We start from the raw sequence: 16,710 nt of genomic DNA, 5'->3' as shown, positions 1-16,710 counted from the left end.
GCTCTGCGCCGCAGCGTCGCTGCTTGTAACTGTGGACGCTGCAAGCTAGTCAAGTTGTCGTTAACCGTCGTCAAGACGGCGGATTTGGAATCAAACGGGGGGTGCGCGGTGAAAATCGGAACACCAAAGGAAATCTTCACGGGCGAACGCCGGGTTGCAATGACACCCGACAGCGCGCTGATGCTGCAAAAACTCGGGCATACGTGCATTGTTGAAACGGGCGCAGGGATCGAGGCCGGCTTTGCCGACGCCGATTACAAGGCCGCGGGCGTCGAGATTGCCAAAACGGCAGCGGCCCTGTGGAAGGCGGCGGATGTCGTTGCCAAAGTGCGCGCACCCGAAGAGGTCGAGGTGAAACGTCTGCGTGCGGACCAGACGCTGATCTCCCTTATCAATCCCGGTGCCAATGCCGAATTTCTGGAAGCGGCTGCCAAAAAAGGCAGCACCGTTGTTGCGATGGACATGGTGCCGCGCATCAGCCGTGCGCAGAAGATGGACGTTTTGTCGTCGATGGCCAATATCGCGGGCTACCGCGCGGTGATCGAAGCGGGCAACAACTTTGGCCGTTTCTTTACCGGACAGATCACGGCGGCGGGCAAGGTGCCCCCGGCCAAGGTTCTGGTTGTGGGGGCCGGTGTGGCCGGTCTGGCTGCCGTGGGCACGTCCACGTCGCTGGGCGCGATCACCTACGCCTTTGACGTGCGGCCCGAAGTGGCCGAACAAATCGAATCCATGGGCGCCGAATTTGTCTATCTGGACTTTGAAGAAGAACAGCAGGACGGCTCGGCCTCGGGCGGGTACGCATCCGTTTCCAGCCCCGAGTTCCGCGAGGCTCAGCTGGCCAAGTTCCGCGAACTGGCCCCCGAGATGGACATCGTCATCACCACGGCGCTGATCCCCAACCGTGAAGCGCCCGAACTTTGGACCGAAGACATGGTTGCGGCCATGAAATCCGGTTCGGTCATTGTGGACCTTGCCGCTGAACGCGGCGGCAACTGCAAGCTGACGGTCATGGACGAAAAGATCGTGACAGACAACGGCGTGACCATCATCGGCTACACCGATTTTCCCAGCCGGATGGCAACACAGGCCTCGACCCTGTTTGCGACCAACATCCGCCATATGATGACAGACCTGACGCCGGAAAAGGATGGCGTTATCAATCACAACATGGAAGACGACGTGATCCGCGGTGCAACCGTGACCCACGCCAAGAAAGTGACGTTCCCGCCACCGCCGCCCAAGGTCGCCGCCATCGCGGCAGCTCCGAAAAAGCAAGCGACCAAGGAACTGACACCTGCCGAAAAACGCGAGGCTGAAATCGCTGCGTTCAAGGCGCAGACCAAAAGTCAGGTGACCTTGCTGGTCGTCGGTGCGGTGCTGCTGCTGGGCGTGGGCCTTGTGGCCCCTGCCAGCTTCATGCAGCACTTTATCGTGTTTGTTCTGTCGGTTTTTGTTGGTTTCCAAGTTATTTGGGGCGTCGCGCACAGCCTGCACACACCGCTGATGGCCGTGACCAACGCAATCTCGTCAATCATCATTCTGGGCGCCTTGGTGCAGATCGGGTCGGGGTCGTTCCTTGTGGTCGTTCTGGCAGCGGTTTCGGTCTTTATTACCGGCATCAACATCTTCGGCGGCTTCCTTGTGACACGGCGTATGCTCGCCATGTTCCAGAAATCTTAAAGGGGCTTAGACAATGGATTTTGGATTTACGACAGCGGCCTATGTGGTCGCAGCCATTCTCTTCATCCTCAGCCTTGGTGGTTTGTCGGGACAGGAAAGCGCGAAGCGCGCGGTGTGGTACGGCATTGCCGGTATGGCGTTGGCAATCTTTGCCACGCTGATCGGGCCGGGTGCCGGTTACTGGTTGTTGTCACTGGTGCTGATCGCAGCGGGTGGGGCCATCGGCTACCAGCTGGCGACAAAGGTGCAGATGACGCAGATGCCCGAACTGGTGGCTGCCATGCATTCGCTGGTGGGTCTGGCGGCGGTCTTTGTAGGCTATATCGCCCACTTCGAGGTCGGCAACGTGGCGGCAGCGGTTGCTGACGGTACGGTCAAGGAACTGGGCAACTTCGGCCAGTTGATCGCCAAGAAAGAAGCGGTCGAGATCAACATTCTTCAGGTCGAACTGTTTCTGGGCATCTTTATCGGTGCGGTCACCTTTACCGGTTCGGTTATCGCCTATGGCAAGCTGGCGGGCCGCGTGAACTCGAAGGCGATCAAACTGCCGGGGGGCCATCTGTTGAACGCTTCTGCGGCGGGCCTGTCGCTGATCTGCCTGATCTGGTATGTCAACGCGGGCGGCTTCTTGCCCCTGTTCCTGATGACATTGGCGGCGCTGTTCATCGGTTATCACTTGATCATGGGCATCGGCGGTGCGGATATGCCCGTGGTTGTGTCCATGCTGAACAGCTATTCGGGCTGGGCGGCGGCGGCCATCGGCTTCAGCCTTGGGAATGATCTGCTGATCGTGGTCGGCGCGCTGGTGGGCTCTTCGGGTGCCATTCTGTCCTATATCATGTGCAAGGCGATGAACCGTTCGTTTATAAGCGTGATCCTTGGCGGCTTTGGCGGCACCACCGGTCCGCAGATGGAAGTTGAAGGCGAGCAGATCGCAATCGAGGCGGATGGCGTGGCTGTGGCCTTGAATGAGGCCGACAGCATCGTCATCATCCCCGGTTATGGCATGGCTGTGGCGCAAGCGCAGCAAGGCGTGGCGGAACTGACGCGCAAACTGCGCGCAGCAGGCAAAACCGTGCGTTTCGCCATTCACCCCGTCGCGGGGCGTCTGCCGGGGCACATGAACGTGCTGCTGGCCGAGGCAAAAGTGCCCTATGACATCGTGTTGGAGATGGACGAGATCAACGAAGACTTCCCCGATACGGATGTTGCCATCGTGATCGGGTCGAACGACATCGTGAATCCTGCTGCACAGGACGACCCAAACAGCCCCATCGCCGGCATGCCGGTTCTGGAATGCTGGAAGGCCAAGCAAGTCTTTGTGTCGAAACGCGGTCAGGGCACCGGCTATTCGGGTATCGAGAACCCGCTGTTCTTCAAGGAAAACACGCGCATGTTCTATGGCGATGCCAAGGCGTCGATCGACAAACTGCTGCCGATGATCGACTGATCGCATTGAAAGTGAACAACAAAAGGCAGGCCCGTCGAGGCCTGCCTTTTTGCTTTGCGCGCCAAGTCAAAAGGGCGGCAGGTCGTCCGGTATACATATGTATTCCATAATGCTTTGATATTACTGTGTTTTTACTATCTTTTTGCCTATGATCCCGTTAAATGTCTCTGCCAGTAGACATCAACAGGGCCGGACCATGCCTCCAGTGATCGACCACCCCTTGCGTCACCGCCTGACGTCCGAACTGCACGCGCGGCCCTTTCCGGTGCTGAATGCGCCTGCGATGGCGGCCTATCTGGCGATCAAGCACAGCCCTGACGACACCGATCGTGCAGCCGCTTTGGCGCAGCTAACGGCATTGCTGGACCACTACGGCGCGCCGCGTCCCGATCCGGGGGCGACGCATTATGTGGGACCGATGGGCAAATATTCCATCAAATGGGAGCAGCACACCGAATTTGTCACCTATACGGTGTTCCAGACGGGGCTGAGCGACCGCCCCTTTGACCCTGCCGAATTCGAAGTTTTCCCCGCCCACTGGCAAGACTCCGTGCCCGGTGCGCGCATCACCTCGGCCCTGTTTCGGGTCATGCCGCGCCCCGAGGATGACGGCCAGATCGTGCCGCAACTGGACAACTGGCTTGTGACCGAAAGTATCGCGGTGGCGGATGTGCTGGATGGCTCTGCCGTGGTGGCATCGGATTTTCGCATTGATCCGGCGGGGCACATGCGGTTTGCGGTCTATGTCAGCGCAACCACCGGCCCGGGGCGTGTGGGCCGGATCGTGCAGCGGTTGTGCGAGATTGAAACCTATAAATCCATGTCGCTTTTGGGTTTCGCCAAAGCCCGCGAACTGGCGGGGCAGTTGAACCGGCTGGACACACAACTGAACGACCTGACCGAAGCGATGCGCAGCCCCGATGCCCGCGCCGAAGAAACACTGCATGCGCTGCTGGATGTCTCTGTGGCGCTAGAACAGCAAGGCGCGCGCTCGGCCTATCGCTTTGCTGCGACGGGGGCCTATGCGGCGCTGGTGGCCGAACGGATCGCCGTATTGCGCGAGGCGCGGTTTCTTGGGCGTCAGAGCTTTGCCGAATTCATGATGCGTCGCTATGAGCCTGCAATGCGTACGGTAAGGTCTGCCGAGGCACGGCTGAATGCCATGTCAAACCGCGCCATTCGCGCTTCGGAATTGTTGCGCACGCAGGTGGATGTGGAGCGCTCGGCCCAGAATCAGGCGATTCTGGCCAGTATGGACCGCCGCTCGGACCTGCAACTGCGGCTGCAACGCACGGTTGAGGGGCTTTCGGTGGTCGCGGTCAGCTATTACGCGGTGTCTTTGGTGGGGTATCTTTTGTATCCGCTGGCGGAACACCTCGGGGTCAGCAAGGGAATGATGACAGCCGCCGTGACACTGCCCGTGATCGGGTTGGTCTGGCTGATGCTACACAGGATCAAGCGGCACGTAGAATAGACCTTGCGGTCAATGATCGGCAGATACGTCTAAAATCCGGCGCGAAAACTGCCGGTCTCAGACGGTTTTGCGCTGGTGATTTAAACAGATGCCAAGGCTTGCGCACTATGCCCCGATACATGGGCAGCAGGGCATGGCATTTTCGCGCAACGCAGCAAAGCGCAGTGGCACAGGGTGGCTGGATGCGCCCGTTACAGCGCCATCGCGCGGTTTTTGTGCCACGCGGTCCACGGCTTTTGGTCAGCTTTGACACGATGGATGCCCAACTCAAACCGCCGCCGCGCAGGCCGTGGGCGTGGGATCTGGCAGAAACGGCAGGCTGGTCGCATCTGGGGCTGATGGCGGGGCCGGTCAACGACTGGTATCGGCAGCGCGCAGTTCTGGATTTCTTTGATGCGCTGCGCGACACATGCTTTTTCCTGCAGTTCGACGATGTCGTGTTCTATGGCAGTTCGATGGGCGGCTTTGCGGCCTGCACCTTTGTCGCCTCCGCGCCGGGTGCGCGGGTCGTGGCCATCAGCCCGCAATCCACATTGCTGGCGGGGCTTGTCCCCTTCGAGCGGCGCTATCCGGCGGGGCAGAAATACGGCGACTGGACCGATCCACGCTATCTGGATGCGGCAAGTTGCCTGACGCTTGCCCGCAGCACCGCGGTGCTGGTGGACCCCTATCATGCAGTGGACACGGCCCATGTGGCGCGCCTGCCAGCGCAGCGGCTGACGGTGCTGCGCTGTGCGTTTATGGGGCACCGGATTCCGCACCAGTTGGCAGGGATGGGCGGGTTCAGCACATTGATGCGTGGGATAATCGAGGGGCAGGGTGACGCCGAAAGTTTTGCCGCGCATTTGCAGCGGCGCAAAACCTCGGGCAGCTATCATAAAGCACTGGCCAAAGCGCTGCTTGCGCGGGAGCATCCAGCGCTGGCGGCGCAGGTGTTGAAACGCTACCGCAGCCTTCCGGATGCGACCCCTGTGCCGCTGCTGGCGGCCCGTGTGGCCCGCCAGTTGGGTGTTACCGCAGGTCTTGCGGATCAGCGCCCGCGAATCCGTGGATCCAGCGCATCGCGCAGCCCGTCGCCCAGATAGTTCACCGACAGCACCGTCAGCGAAATTGCCACACCGGGCAGCATCACACGCTCGGGAAACTGTTCCATCCGTTGCACCGCATCTGCCAGCAACTTACCCCATGTGGGAAAGTCCGATGGAAAGCCGACGCCCAGAAACGACAACGCGCTTTCGGTGATGATCGCAGTGGCCAGACCCAGTGTCGCAGAGACGGTTATGGGCGAGATGACGTTGGGCAGCAGGTGGCGCATGATAATCTTGGAATTTTTGGTGCCGATGGACCGTGCCGCCAGAATGAATTCGCGTTCTTTCAGCGCCAGAATGTCACCGCGCACAATCCGCGCCGTCTGCATCCACGAGGTAATGCCAACCACGCCGACGATCAGGATGAACATGCCCGTTTCGGGGCCGAAGTTGGCGCGCAGCGGTTGGCGGAACAGGGTGACGGCCACCAGCAACAGCGGTAGGATCGGCAGCGACAAAACCAGATCGGTAAAGCGCATCAGCCAGAAGTCGGCACGACGGAAATAACCGGCGACGACACCGACAAAGGTGCCGATCAGCAGCGCCAGAACCATCGCAGCCCAGCCCACGGCCATCGACGCGCGACCACCCTTGATCATGGTGGCCAACAGGTCGCGGCCCAACTGGTCGGTGCCAAAGGGATGGCCCCACGCAGCCTTGGCCTCACTGTCCCAAAGCAGCGTCCAGATCGGGCGCATGTCCTTGGCGCGAATGTCCAGCTTTTGTGCGTCCAGCGTCCATATATAGGGGCCGATCAGCACGAAAAGCGTGATGAAAATCAAAAAGCCGCCGCCGAACATCGCACCTTTGTGGTGTTTGAACTGTTGCCAGACGTCGTGCCACTGGCTGCGGGGAGGGGCGATGGGGCCTTTGTCCTGCAATGCACCAAGTGCGTATTCGTCGATTTCCGGATCGGGGCCGGACACGAGGGGTTGGTCAGTCATAGCGGATCCTCGGGTCGAGCACGCCGTACATGATATCGGCGATCAGGTTGAACATGACGATCAGGATGGCGAAGATAAAGGTCAGCGTCATCACAGTGGGAATATCATTGGCAAACAGTGCGATCAGCAACTGGTAGCCGATGCCGTTCACGCCAAAGATGTTCTCGGTGATGATCGCGCCACCAAAGATCGCGGGGATACCAAGGGCAATCACCGTCACCACAGGGATCATCGAATTGCGCAGAACGTGAACCATCACCACGACGCCCTCGCGCAGACCTTTGGCACGGGCGGTGCGCACATAATCCTGCCCCAGATTGTCCAGCATGGCCGACCGCATATAGCGGCTGATTTGTGCGGTGGTCTGCAACGCCAGTACCATCACCGGCAGAACCATCTGTTTCAACTGGTAGATAAAGGTTTCCCAGTTGGTGACCTCGTGGACGGTATTGTAGTTGGACGGCAGCCAGCCCAGCTGCACCGCAAAGATCACGATCAACAGCGGGCCGGTAAAGAACGGCGGGATCGAAAAGCCGATCATGGTGATGAATGTGCCGGTCTGGTCAAAGACCGAATAGTGCCGATAGGCCGAATAGATGCCGATGGGCAGCGCAATCAGCACGCCCACGATATAGGCCATGCCGACAACCCAGATCGTCTGTGGCATGGATTGCACCACCAGATTCATCACCGGACCACGGGTCTGCCATGACAACATACGCAGGCGACCATCATAAAACGACGTGTCAGGCAACCAGCCCAACAGGGTGCTTTCGCGGGTCAGCCAGTCGACAAAGACCATCGGCTCGACCCAGAAAAACTGGACCATCCATTTCCAGTATTGAACATAGAGAGGTTCACCCAGCCCCAGCGCGATGCGCATCTTTTCTTTGACTTCCGGCGGCACCGTGAGGGGCACCTGCGCCATCGGGTCACCGGGGGCGAGTTGCAGCAGAAGAAAAATCACGAGGCTGATAAACAAAAGCGTCGGGATCGAGAGGATCAACCGGCGTATTGCAAAGGTAATCATATGTGCGGCGCCTTTGTGCGTCAGTCTTGTTTATTGCGACCCTGTCCCAGGGCCGGAAGGCTGTGCCCCCCTTAAAGAAGAAAGGGGGACACATCAACTTTATGAAGGATTATTTAGTGCGATACCAGTCGCCAACATTCCACAGCTCGGAATCCCAGACGTTCAGCACAACACCGCCCAAAGAATTGGCTTTTGCCGAGACGCGCGCACGATTGACCAACGGCACAATGGTATATGTGTCTTTGGTCAGAACGTCGTTCATCTTCTTGGCAAGCGCGCTACGCTCGTCCAGATCGCCGGTGCGGCCCAACTCGTCGATCATGGCGTCATAGGCCGGATCGCAGAAGCGGTTGATGTTCTCACCCTGCCACTGGCTGGATGGTTTGGGTTCGCCACCGCAACGATAGGCCGCCAGATACTGCTGGGGGTCTGTGCCGTTGAAGGTGTTGGCGTACATTTCCACGTCCGCATAGAATTTCTGGAATGTGTCGGGCGAACCCGGATCACCACCAAAGAACACGGAACCGTCAAGGTTACGCAATTCGGTTTCAACACCGATCTGGCTCCACCAATCCTTGATCAGCGCCTGAAAGTCCTGACGGACGGCGTTGGTCGATGTCTGGTACAGCAGCGACAGCTTCATGCCGTCTTTTTCGCGCACGCCGTCACCGTTGCTGTCGGTCCAACCGGCTTCTTCCAGCAGGGCCTTGGCGCCTTCGATGTCTTGCGTCAGGCAGTCTGTGTTGTCCGAAGCATAGATCGCAGGTGCGGGCACAAGGTTACAGGTCGGCGCGCCGGCCTTGCCATAGCCCACTTCGGTCAGCAGTTCACGGTCGATGGCCATCGACAGCGCCTTGCGCACTTTGACATCGCTCAGAATCGGGTGGGGTTCTGCCACGGTCGAACGTGTTTCCGCGGGCAGGTCTGGCGACGGGTTGGTCAGGTTCATCTCGATACGTTCGAGAAGCGGGCCGAAACCGGTGATCGCCTTGCCGTAACCGGCGGCTTCCATTTTGGCGATGACGTCGGGTGCCAGTTGAAGGTTCCAAGCATAGTCGAATTCGCCGGTTTCAAGAACCGCACGACCGGCCGAGTTCGCATCGCCGCCACCTTTAAGAGTGACTGTGGCAAAGGCAGGTTTGCCCTCTTCACGGTAGTTTTCGTTCGCTTCGTACTGGATCACGTCGTTGGGCTTGAACTCAGCAACCTTGAACGGGCCGGTGCCGACCGGATTATAGTTGGCGTCGGTGCACTCGGGCGCTTTGGCGCCAAGGCAGTCGGCGAACTGCGCGGCCTGAATGATCGGGGATTGCCCACCGACAAACGGACCATAGGGATTCGGTTTGGGCTGGTTGAACGTGACCTTGACGGTCAGATCGTCCACAGCTTCGACGTTTTCGACACCGTCAAAGAACGCGCCCTGTGCGCAACCGCCTTCTGGGTGCATACAGTATTCTGCGGTAAATTTCACGTCTGCGGATGTCACCGGTGTGCCATCGGACCAGACGAGGCCTTCTTTGATTTTCCATGTGATGGTTGTCAGGTCTTCGGACACGCCACCGTTGGCAACTGTCGGTACTTCTTCCGCAAGGAAGGGCACCATTTCACCGGTTTCATTGTAGCGCGCCAGCGGTTCGAGAACCAGCGAAGACGCTTCGATGTCCTTTGTGCCGCCCGACAGGAACGGGTTGAGAATCGAGGGCGCTTGCCAATAGAGGATTTTCACCTCGCCGTCGCGGCCGCGCTCGCCTTCGTGGCCATCTGCCATTGCCATCGGAGCGAGGGCAAAGCTGGCGGCCGCGCCGAGCATTAGGGTCTTGAGTTTCATAACATACTCCTAGTTGGACACATATTTTGTGCCTTTGGCGTGACCCTTTTTCGGGCACACGCAGTGTAGCGTCGGTGGGTGCATTGGATTTACCCAGCGTAACCAAGCGATTACAGTGGCTTTTCTAGCGCGTCCCCCAGACGAATGGCCACATCGAAACAGACTTGGCGGAAAAAGCAACCCCGCAGATGCCTGATAATTGTGCAATCAACCGGATGGGTTTGACAGTGCCCGAACAATGGTCTTAGCGTCATGTCAAAACAGCCGGGGAAAGTTATGCTGGATCACGGGGCCGAAGGGCCAATTGCCGACATCAGGGGATTGCAGGTCGAATTCCAGACCAAGGACGGCCCCGTATTGGGGGTCGAGGACGTATCCTTTACCATCAACGCGGGCGAAACCGTATGCGTGGTGGGCGAATCCGGTTCGGGCAAATCGGTGTCTTCGCTGTCTTTGATGCGTCTTGTCGAATTCGGCGGGGGCCGGATCGCAGGTGGCCAGCTGCTGTTTGATCGCAAGGATCACGCGCAGGTTGATCTGGCGCAGGCCGACCAAAGCCTGATGCGCACCATTCGCGGCAATGAAATCGGCATGATCTTCCAGGAACCGATGACCGCCCTGAACCCTGTTTTCACTGTGGGCCGCCAACTGACCGAGGGGCTGCGTCTGCACAAGGGCATGTCTAAAAAAGCGGCATCCGCCCGCGCGCTTGAACTGATGCGTCAGGTCCGTATTCCCGAACCCGAGCGGCGATTGCAACAATACCCGCACGAGTTGTCCGGCGGGATGCGCCAGCGCGTCGTGATTGCAATGGCACTGGCCTGCGAGCCGCGCCTGCTGATTGCGGACGAACCGACAACCGCGCTGGATGTGACCATTCAGGCCGAGATTCTGGCGCTGATGGACCGTCTGAAACGCGAAACCGGCACTGCGGTGATGTTTATCACCCATGACATGGCCGTGGTCGCACAAATGGCCGACCGCGTCGTTGTGATGTTCCGCGGCAAGAAGGTGGAAGAAGGCCCCGTCGCTGACATCTTCGAGGCACCCCAGCACCCCTATACCAAAGCGCTGCTGGCCGCTGTGCCCAAGCTGGGCGAGATGAGGGGCAAACAATACCCCGAACCGATGAAGCTGCTGGGCCGCGCTCAGGGTGAGATCAAACCGATTGTTGGCGAAGAGAACGAAGTGTTGCTGGAGGTGCGCAACCTGACCACACGCTTCGTTGTCAAGGGCGGTATGCTGCGCCGTACCGTTGCCAACGTCCACGCGGTCGAGGATTTGTCGTTCACCATCAACAAGGGGCAGACGCTCAGCCTTGTGGGGGAATCGGGCTGCGGTAAATCCACCGCCGGGCGGTCGATTCTGCGTCTGGTCGAACCGCTCTCGGGGCAGGTGAGGCTGGGCAAAAAGGACATTATCGCGCTGAACCAGCGTGATCTGCGCACCGCGCGGCTGGACATGCAGATGATCTTTCAGGATCCGTTCGCCAGCCTGAACCCGCAGATGCAGCTTTCGGATCAGGTGGCCGAACCGATGCACAACTATGGCATGTTCAAGGGCGACGAGGGCACCAAGCGAATCGAAATGCTGTTCGATCGCGTCGAGCTGCCGCGCAGTTTCATGCGCCGCTATCCGCACGAGCTGTCAGGCGGGCAACGCCAGCGGGTCGCAATTGCACGCGCGCTGGCGCTGAACCCCAAGCTGATTATCGCAGACGAGGCCGTCAGCGCCTTGGACGTGTCGGTGCAGGCACAGGTGCTGAACCTGATGATGGAACTGCAAGAAGAGATGGACCTGTCGTTCCTGTTTATCAGTCATGACATGGCCGTGGTCGAACGGGTCAGCCATTTTGTCGGCGTGATGTATCTGGGCCGCATCGTCGAAATGGGCCCGCGCAGCGCCGTGTTTGAAAACCCCCAGCACCCCTATACCCAAGCGTTGATGAAAGCGGTGCCAATCGCGGACCCGCGTCAGCGCAAAGACGAAAAAGATCTGAATTTCAAACCAATCCCGTCGCCTATTCATCCAGTGGATTATGTTGCCGCGCCGTCGGAATACCGCGAAGTTTCGCCCGGCCATAAAATTCTGACCACCGACAGCGGATACTGACATGCCTGAACGCCTTACGCCCTTGCAGCTGATGACCAAGCTCATCAGCTTTCCCACCGTGTCGCGTGACACCAATCTGCCGCTGATCGACTGGGTCGAGGAATATCTGACCTCTCATGGCATCACTGCGCACCGCTGGCCCGATCCCGACCAGCCGCACAAGGCGGCGCTTTTTGCCCATGTCGGTCCGTGGGTCGAGGGTGCGGTTGTGCTGTCCGGCCATACCGATGTGGTGCCGGTCGACGGTCAGCCGTGGGACAGCGACCCGTGGACGGTTACCGAGAAAGACGGCAAATATTACGGGCGCGGCTGCTGCGATATGAAGGGCTTTGACGCGCTGGCGATCTGGGCGCTGGTCGAGGTGCACTATGCCGACGTGAAACGCCCGCTGCAACTGGCGCTGAGTTTTGACGAAGAAATCGGCTGCACCGGCGCGCCGCCGATGATCGAAGCGATGCAACCGGTCCTGCCCAAGGGCGAACTGGTGATCGTGGGCGAACCGTCGATGCTGCAAGCGGTAACTGGCCATAAGGGCGGGCAGGGGTTCGACACCCATGTGATCGGCTTTGAGGTGCATTCGTCGCTGCTGCACACCGGCGTCTCTGCAATACTTGAGGGTGCAAAAATCATCGACTTCGCCAACCAGCGCAATGCCGAGAATTTCGGCAATCCGCCTACTGCCTTGGGGGCGATGTTCGAACCGCCCGTCACCACATGGCATGTGGGCCAGATCAGCGGCGGCACCGCGCATAACATCACCGCCAAGGATTGCTATTTCTCGATGGATTTCCGTGCCGTGCCCGGCGACGACCCCAAGGCGCTGAAAGAATCCTACTTTGAACATGTCCGCACCATCGAGGCGCGTATGCAAACCGTCCACCCTGACGCGCGCGTCGAGATCAGCGAACGCTTTGCCGTGCCACCGCTGAAACCCGAAGAAGAAGGCGCAGCAGAAATGCTGGTGCGCCAGATCACCGGCGACAACGGTGGCCATGTGGTCAGTTACGGCACCGAAGCGGGGCAGTTTCAGGCGGCAGGGTATTCGGCCGTGGTCTGCGGGCCGGGCGATATTGCGCAGGCGCACCAGCCCAACGAATTCATCACCGTGGCACAGTTCGATCTGGGCCATCAATTCATGCGCGATCTGGTGGCGCGGCTGGGCTGAGTGCCGCCACCTGATTTGCAGTGGTCGGACATCTGCATTTGATGCTTTCTGACACATGCCGGAAAATGCAGCACTATTCAGCCTGAAGTTCCGAAAGAATTTCGCCGCATCTTGCACCTGCCAATTCAAGGCGTAGGGTGCGCCGCATGAGCTTTCCTACTTTCATGGATACGCCACCGCAGTGGCCCGGACCCGCCCCGAAAGAGACGGATGTTGTGGTAATTGGCGGCGGTGTTATCGGCGTCTGCACGGCCCTGTTTCTGGCCCGCGCGGGCAAACGCGTTGTCGTGTTGGAAAAGGGGCGTATCGCCGCCGAACAGTCCAGCCGCAACTGGGGTTGGATCAGGGTGCAGGGGCGTGACCCTGACGAAATTCCCATCGTTCTCGAAGCTGCCGATCATTGGCGCGCGCTGGCGCAACAGACCAATGTAGACATCGGATTGCGGCAAGAGGGTGTGACCTATCTGGCTGAAACCGAAAAGGAATACACCAGGTACGAGGCATGGCTTGACCATGCGCAGGCGTATGGGCTGGACAGCCGCATGCTTGACAGCGCCGAGACGGCAAAGCTGATTCCGAACCTGTCGCGGTCATACAGCGGCGCGATTTATACCGCGCAAGACATGCGCGCCGAGCCGTGGGTCGCGGTGCCCGCACTGGCAGGTATTGCGGTGCGCGAAGGTGCTACGGTGGTTGAAGACTGCGCTGTGCGCGGGCTGGACATCGAAGGCGGCAAGGTCGCGGGGGTCATCACCGAACAGGGCCGCATCAAAGCCCCCGAAGTGGTTCTGGCGGGCGGCGCATGGTCCGCGCTGTTCTTGCAGCGTCATGGCATCTTTGTCCCGCAACTCAGCGTGCGGGCGACGGTTGTTGCGACAAAACCGATGGACGCCGGCTATAAGGGTGGGGCGACAGACAGCAAGGTGGCGTTCCGCCATCGCGCCGATGGCGGGTATTCCCTAGCCCAAGGCGGATTTTCCGAATTGTTCGTGGGCCCGCATGCCTTTCGCAGCCTGCGTCACTATGTAACCCAATTGCGTGCCGATCCCTTTGGCGTGCGGCTGTTGCCCCGCGCCCCTGCGGGGTATCCCGACGCATGGGGTACGCCGCGCAGCTGGGCCGATGATGATGTCAGCCCGTTCGAACGGATGCGCGTGCTGAACCCCGCGCCGAACACGCGCAAGGCGGCCAAACTGCTGCGCCAGTTCGCACAGATGATGCCCGGACTGGGCACGGTGAAGCCAGCCAGAACCTGGGCCGGAATGATCGACACCATGCCCGACATCGTACCGGTGGTGGACCGCGTTGCGGCAATCCCCGGCCTGACTGTGGGCACAGGAATGAGCGGTCACGGCTTTGGCATCGGTCCCGGTATGGGGCGGGTGCTGGCGGCGCTGGTCACCGGCGACAAGGTGGGGCATGATTTGCACCGCTTCCGCCTGTCCCGTTTCAGCGACGGATCGGCCATGACCCTTGGCCCCGGAATTTAAACTGAGTCATACCCGAAGGAGACCGCGAGATGCCGATCAAGAACCGTTTTGCCGAGATGCACAGCGACATCACCGCGTGGCGCCGCCACCTGCATGCACATCCCGAATTGCTGTTCGATGTGCACGAAACCGCAAAATTTGTCGAAGACAAGCTGCGGGCTTTTGGCGTGGACGAGATCACGACGGGCATCGGGAAAACCGGCGTTGTGGGTGTGATCAAGGGCAAAACAGACACCTCGGGCAAGGTCATTGGCCTGCGCGCCGATATGGACGCGCTGCCGATCGTCGAGGCGACGGGGTTGGAATATGCGTCGACGGTGTCGGGCAAGATGCACGCCTGTGGCCATGACGGCCACACTGCGATGCTGTTGGGGGCGGCGCAATATCTGGCCGAGACACGCAATTTTGACGGCACCGTTGTGCTGATCTTTCAACCCGCCGAAGAGGGCGGCGGTGGCGGGCGCGAGATGGTGAATGACGGTCTGATGGACCGTTGGAACATCCAGGAGGTCTATGGCATGCACAATATGCCGGGCATGGCGACCGGCAGCTTTGCCATCCGTTCCGGCCCGCTGTTGGCCAGCGCCGACGAATTCACCATTCGCGTCGTGGGCAAGGGCGGCCATGCCGCCAGCCCGCACGAGGCGATTGACCCCAACCTTGCCGCCGCCCACGTCATCGTGGCGCTGCAAAGCATAGCCAGTCGGAACGCGAATCCGCTGTCGTCGGTTGTGGTGACAGTGGGTGCGCTGCATTCCGACAGCCACGTCAGCAACGTGATCCCGCAGGCGACCACCATGAAGGGCACCGTGCGCGCGCTGGACGAAGCGGTGCGTGCCATGGCGCAAGAGCGCGTGCAGGCGATTGCGACTGCCACCGCTCAGGCCTATGGCTGCGTGGCCGAGGTGGATTATGTCGTGGGCTATCCCGTCACTGTAAATGCCGAAAGCAACACCGAATATGCCATCGCGGCTGCCCGCGCCGTTGCGGGGGATGTGGCAGATAACATCCCGCCCGTTATGGCCGCCGAAGACTTTGCCTTTATGTTGAACGCCCGTCCCGGCGCCTATATTCTGGTGGGCAATGGCGAAGGCGCGATGGTCCACCACCCCGAATACAACTTCGACGACGAGGCGATCCCCGCAGGATGCAGCTGGTTTGCCGAGATTGTCGAACAACGGATGGCGCAGGCCTGAAACCTGACGCCCCGAACCTACCAAGAAGGAAAGACAAACCATGCCCGTTAAAAACCGATTTGCAGAATTGCACAGCGACATCACCGCCTGGCGCCGTGATATGCACGAACATCCCGAAATCCTGTTCGATACGCATCGCACCAGTGCGCTGGTGGCGGACAAACTGAAAGCCTTTGGCTGCGACGAGATCGTCACCGGCATCGGGCGCACCGGTGTTGTGGGTGTGATCAAGGGGAAAACAGATACCTCGGGCAAAGTCATCGGCCTGCGTGCCGACATGGACGCGCTGCCGATTCTTGAACAGACGGGGCTTGAGTATGCCTCCAAGACCGATGGCGCGATGCATGCCTGTGGCCACGACGGCCACACCGCGATGCTGCTGGGGGCGGCGCAGTATCTGGCCGAGACCCGCAATTTCGACGGCACCGTTGTGCTGATCTTTCAACCCGCCGAAGAAGGCGGCGGCGGTGGCAAGGAAATGTGCGACGACGGCATGATGGAGCGTTGGGGCGTGCAGGAAGTGTACGGGATGCACAACTGGCCCGGCCTGCCCACTGGGCAGTTCGCGATCCGTTCGGGGGCATTCTTTGCGGCAACCGACCAGTTCGACATTTATGTCGAAGGCCGTGGCGGCCACGCGGCAAAACCGCATGACACCGTGGATACAACAGTGATGGCATCGCAACTGGTGCTGGCGATGCAAACTATCGCCAGCCGCAATGCCGATCCCGTGGATCAGGTGGTGGTGTCGGTCACCTCGTTCGAAACCTCGTCCAAGGCCTATAACGTGATCCCGCAAAAGGTACACATCAAGGGTACTGTGCGGACCATGAGCACTGAAATGCGCGATCTGGCCGAGGCGCGGATCAAGGCGATTGCCAAAGGCATTGGCGCCACATTCGGCGGTGTTGCGGATGTGGATTACCACCGCGGCTATCCGGTGATGGCCAACCACGAGGCGCAGACCGAATTTGCCGCCGACGTGGCGCGGTCGGTTTCGGGCGGCTGTGATGACGCGCCGCTGGTCATGGGCGGAGAGGACTTTGCCTTTATGCTCGAAGAGCGTCCGGGAGCCTATATTCTGGTGGGCAACGGCGAAGGCGCAATGGTGCACCACCCCGAGTACAATTTTAACGACGATGCTATTCCGGCGGGTTGTTCATGGTGGGCGGGCATCGTCGAACAGCGGATGCCTGCGGCCTGACTGTCGGGCGGAGTCGGGGGCGCTGCCCCCGGCCTGCGGCCTCCCC

Annotated in this window: 12 protein-coding genes; 9 read left to right on the top strand and 3 right to left on the bottom strand. The window is 60.0% G+C overall.

The genetic code is table 11. From position 1 onward, the window contains the following. Nucleotides 1-108 precede the first annotated feature (108 nt). From SULPSESMR1_RS09415 to SULPSESMR1_RS09400, 4 genes are all read left to right on the top strand, one after another. Nucleotides 109-1,683, top strand: a complete 1,575-nt coding sequence (locus SULPSESMR1_RS09415) for a Re/Si-specific NAD(P)(+) transhydrogenase subunit alpha (RefSeq protein WP_089420578.1) — start codon at nt 109-111, stop codon at nt 1,681-1,683. Between the two features lie 13 nt (nt 1,684-1,696). Continuing rightward, entirely contained in the window at nt 1,697-3,133 is a 1,437-nt protein-coding gene (locus tag SULPSESMR1_RS09410) for an NAD(P)(+) transhydrogenase (Re/Si-specific) subunit beta (RefSeq protein WP_089420577.1), read from the top strand. 196 nt (nt 3,134-3,329) lie between these two features. Continuing rightward, nucleotides 3,330-4,607 carry a DUF3422 family protein gene (locus SULPSESMR1_RS09405; RefSeq protein ID WP_089420576.1) on the top strand — a complete coding sequence of 426 codons (1,278 nt, stop codon included), beginning with the start codon at nt 3,330-3,332 and terminating at the stop codon, nt 4,605-4,607. Between the two features lie 107 nt (nt 4,608-4,714). Continuing rightward, entirely contained in the window at nt 4,715-5,692 is a 978-nt protein-coding gene (locus SULPSESMR1_RS09400) for a hypothetical protein (RefSeq protein ID WP_157728995.1), read from the top strand. On the opposite strand, the gene SULPSESMR1_RS09395 is transcribed toward SULPSESMR1_RS09400, so the two are convergent. The 3 genes from SULPSESMR1_RS09395 to SULPSESMR1_RS09385 all read right to left on the bottom strand — a co-directional run bounded on the left by SULPSESMR1_RS09395 (nt 5,638) and on the right by SULPSESMR1_RS09385 (nt 9,497). After that, complete coding sequence (locus SULPSESMR1_RS09395) at nt 5,638-6,639, bottom strand: ABC transporter permease (RefSeq protein ID WP_089420574.1); 1,002 nt, start codon at nt 6,637-6,639, stop codon at nt 5,638-5,640. The two genes, SULPSESMR1_RS09400 and SULPSESMR1_RS09395, sit on opposite strands and share 55 nt — an antisense overlap. Continuing rightward, nucleotides 6,632-7,669: an ABC transporter permease gene (locus SULPSESMR1_RS09390; protein WP_089420573.1), complete on the bottom strand. Its 1,038-nt coding sequence runs from the start codon at nt 7,667-7,669 to the stop codon at nt 6,632-6,634. Before SULPSESMR1_RS09390 ends, SULPSESMR1_RS09395 begins: the two co-directional genes overlap by 8 nt. 109 nt (nt 7,670-7,778) lie before the next feature. Further along, nucleotides 7,779-9,497, bottom strand: a complete 1,719-nt coding sequence (locus tag SULPSESMR1_RS09385; protein WP_089420572.1) for a peptide ABC transporter substrate-binding protein — start codon at nt 9,495-9,497, stop codon at nt 7,779-7,781. Between the two features lie 276 nt (nt 9,498-9,773). Between SULPSESMR1_RS09385 and SULPSESMR1_RS09380 the strand changes: the two genes are divergently transcribed. The 5 genes from SULPSESMR1_RS09380 (at nt 9,774) to SULPSESMR1_RS09360 (ending at nt 16,664) form a co-directional block, all read left to right on the top strand. Then, nucleotides 9,774-11,609, top strand: coding sequence for an ABC transporter ATP-binding protein (locus tag SULPSESMR1_RS09380; protein WP_089420571.1), 1,836 nt, complete (start codon nt 9,774-9,776; stop codon nt 11,607-11,609). A gap of 1 nt (nt 11,610) precedes the next feature. Next, a complete protein-coding gene (gene argE / locus SULPSESMR1_RS09375; protein WP_089420570.1) occupies nt 11,611-12,774 on the top strand; it encodes an acetylornithine deacetylase in 1,164 nt (387 codons plus the stop codon). A 146-nt stretch (nt 12,775-12,920) separates the two neighbouring features. Further along, nucleotides 12,921-14,264, top strand: a complete 1,344-nt coding sequence (locus SULPSESMR1_RS09370; RefSeq protein ID WP_089420569.1) for an NAD(P)/FAD-dependent oxidoreductase — start codon at nt 12,921-12,923, stop codon at nt 14,262-14,264. Between the two features lie 29 nt (nt 14,265-14,293). Continuing rightward, complete coding sequence (locus SULPSESMR1_RS09365) at nt 14,294-15,460, top strand: M20 aminoacylase family protein (RefSeq protein WP_089420568.1); 1,167 nt, start codon at nt 14,294-14,296, stop codon at nt 15,458-15,460. 40 nt (nt 15,461-15,500) lie between these two features. Further along, on the top strand, nt 15,501-16,664 hold the full coding sequence (locus SULPSESMR1_RS09360) for a M20 aminoacylase family protein (protein WP_089420567.1): 1,164 nt from the start codon (nt 15,501-15,503) through the stop codon (nt 16,662-16,664). Nucleotides 16,665-16,710: the final 46 nt, after the last annotated feature.

This window comes from Pseudosulfitobacter pseudonitzschiae, assembly GCF_002222635.1.
GTDB classification, from domain to species: Bacteria; Pseudomonadota; Alphaproteobacteria; order Rhodobacterales; family Rhodobacteraceae; genus Pseudosulfitobacter; species Pseudosulfitobacter pseudonitzschiae_A.
This window is presented reverse-complemented; position numbering and strand designations above follow the sequence as displayed.